Origin of the sequence: Actinomyces sp. 594, assembly GCF_019325145.1 — a bacterium.
Taxonomy (GTDB): Bacteria; Actinomycetota; Actinomycetes; order Actinomycetales; family Actinomycetaceae; genus Actinomyces.
The window spans coordinates 7286-9940 of sequence record NZ_PIZC01000017.1; the positions used below are offsets into that span (position 1 = coordinate 7286).

2 protein-coding genes are annotated in these 2655 nt (G+C 70.9%); one reads left to right on the forward strand and one right to left on the reverse strand.

Features of this window, described 5'->3' with window-relative positions:
* The coding region (locus GZ998_RS02500; protein ID WP_219108788.1) for an SMP-30/gluconolactonase/LRE family protein at nucleotides 1-799 on the reverse strand (799 nt) is incomplete at its 3' end.
* Between the two features lie 224 nt (nucleotides 800-1023).
* Here GZ998_RS02500 and GZ998_RS02505 point away from each other — a divergent pair.
* Nucleotides 1024-2166, forward strand: a complete 1143-nt coding sequence (locus GZ998_RS02505; RefSeq protein WP_219108790.1) for a bile acid:sodium symporter family protein — start codon at nucleotides 1024-1026, stop codon at nucleotides 2164-2166.
* The last annotated feature ends 489 nt before the right edge of the window (nucleotides 2167-2655 follow it).

Here is a 2655-nt window from a genome sequence, read left to right on the forward strand (position 1 = left end):
CGTCGGGCAGGTTCTCGCGGGAGGTGGTGATGAACAGGGTTGTGTAGTCGTCGCCGCCGAAGGTGCAGGCGGTGACCTGCCGCACCGGCAGCTCGACGACGGCGTCCAGGTCGCCGTCGGGTCCGTAGCGGTGCACGGCCGCCCCGCCGTTCAGGGCGACCCACACCCCGCCGTCGGCGTCCACGCAAAGCCCGTCCGGATGACCGGCGGCGGGGTCGATAGACACGAAGGGGCGCGGATCGGTCAGGCCGCCGCGGTCGGCGTCGTCGGGCCGGTAGTCCATGGCGACGATGGTGCCGGTGGGCGTGTCCGTCCAGTAGGCGGTTTGGGAGTCGGGCGAGAAGCCGAGCCCGTTGCAGATGGTGGCGCCGCCCCAGGCGGTCAGCGGCTCCGTGCCCAGGCCGTCCCAGCGGTACATGGTGGCGGCGCCGGGCGTCTTCGCGTACGGCATGGTGCCGATCCAGAAGCGACCGCCCGGGTCGCAGCCGCCCTCGTTGGTGCGCACGGCCGGGTCCGCGAAAAGCGTCGCCGCGGGGGCGAGGTCACTCAGGTCCTCGCGGCGGGACAGGGAGATCCCGTGCTCGGTGGCGACGATCGCACCGCCGCCTACGCGGGGCCGGATCACGGAGGCGACGGCGGACCCGACCGGCAGGCGGCGGTGCCCGCCCGGGGCGGCCTCGTCCAGTTCGACGACGGCGCCGGCGAGCATGTCCACGAAGCGGAGTCGGCCGGTGGCCTCCCACCAGCAGGGGCCCTCGGCGTGGTAGGCGATGGTGTCGGTGATGCGCTGGGCTCGCATGGGTCAAGGGTATGCGCGTGCGGGCGGGTGCGTGGCGGTCACGGCGCCCGAACTCCCACGCGTTGAGCCTCCGCGTCCCTAGGCTGCGGCGGACCGCGGCACGGGGGCGCCCACTGACTGCGCCGAGGCGCCCGTCCGCCGGTTGGACTGCGGCGCCGTCGGCGCGCGGAGGGACCTACCGTGAAGGCGGATACCCACCCCGCCTCCCGCATTCCGAGGATCCCATGACCCCCTCTGCCAAAGACGCCAGCACGCGGCCCGCGCCGCCCACCACCGATCAGCTCGGCCTCCGCCGAGGAGGTGGAAACGAGGCCGACCGTGCCGACGCCCAGCGCGGCGCCGCCGAGCACACCGAGGCCCGGCGCACCGGCGTCGAGGATGCGCGTCAGGAACGCAGTGCCCGCATCGCGGTCACCGTCTTCCCCCTGATCATGTTCGCGGCCTTCCTGGCGGCCTTCTTCTCCCCCAGCACCTTCGTGCCCCTGTCCAACTACATGACGCCGCTGCTGGCCGTGACCATGCTGGGTATGGGCATGACCCTTTCGGTGCCGGACTTCACCCTGATCGCGCGGCGGCCGGTGCCGGTGGTGGTCGGCGTGCTCTCGCAGTTCTCGGTGATGCCGCTGGTCGGCTGGACGGTCGCGCACGTAGTCCCGCTGCCGGACGAGCTGAAGGTTGGCATCATCCTCATCGGCTGCGTGCCCGGCGGTACGACGTCCAATGTGTGCAGCTTCCTGGCCAAGGGCAACACCGCCCTGAGCGTGTCAATGACCGCGCTGTCCACCATGCTCGCCCCCGTGGTCACCCCGCTGCTCACGCTGTGGCTGGCGGGTACCTATATGGAGGTGCCCGCGGGGTCGATGGCGCTGTCCATTGTGCAGATCGTGCTGCTGCCAGTGGGGGCGGGGCTGCTGCTCAACATGTTCGCCCACCGGCAGGTGGCGCGGGTTCAGCCGATCATGCCCTGGGTGTCGGTGATTGCCATCGCCGGGGTGGTGGCCGCAGTGGTCTCGCGCAGCCAGGCACTGATCGCCACCGCCGGGATGCTGATGTCCGTGGCGATCGCCGTCGAGAACGCCATCGGCTACGGCCTGGGTTATGCGGTGGCACGCCTCATTGGGGTATCCCGGCGCGACCGGCGCACCATCTCCATTGAGACCGGCCTGCAGAACGCCGGACTCGGCTCCACCCTGGCCGCCGCCTACCTCGGCGCCGCGGTGGCGGCGCCGTGCGCGGTGGCGACTTTCTGGCACACGATCACCGGCTCGGTGCTCGCCATGTACTGGCGCCTGCGCGGCTTCCCCGAGGGTGAGGACCCGCTGGCCACGATCCGCCAATTGCGCGAGCGCGCCGACGTTGACGACTAGCCTCCCGGCGCTGCTCCGGTCGAGGCAGGGCCGTCTCTTCCACGGTTTATCGGCTCTTCCAGTTTGCGGGTGTGGTGTTCAGGGGCGGTCCGCGATGTGGTGGTCACGTTCGGGACGGCAAGGTCGTGACCGGGCCGGTGGGGTCCGGCCGTGTTGGCGGGGGGCGTGACCGGGCCGGCGGGGCGTGACCGGGACGGCCTGCTAAAGACAACCACGTACGGACCACGCCCACGGCACCGTGCGGGCCACGCAGCACTGCGAGGGGGCGCGGCCTGGGGCGGTTCACCCGTGCGTCCCGGGGTGAGGGTTCGGCGCTTCCCGCGACGGTTCGGCACTTCGCATGACGGTTCGTACCTTTGCACCGACGCTTCGTACCTTTCGGTGACGGTACGTACCCCTACCGTACTGTGCTGTCTCCACACTTCTGGGACGGTTGAGTCTCATGACTTCTGGGACGGTTGAGTCTCATGGGTTTTGGGACGGTTGGGA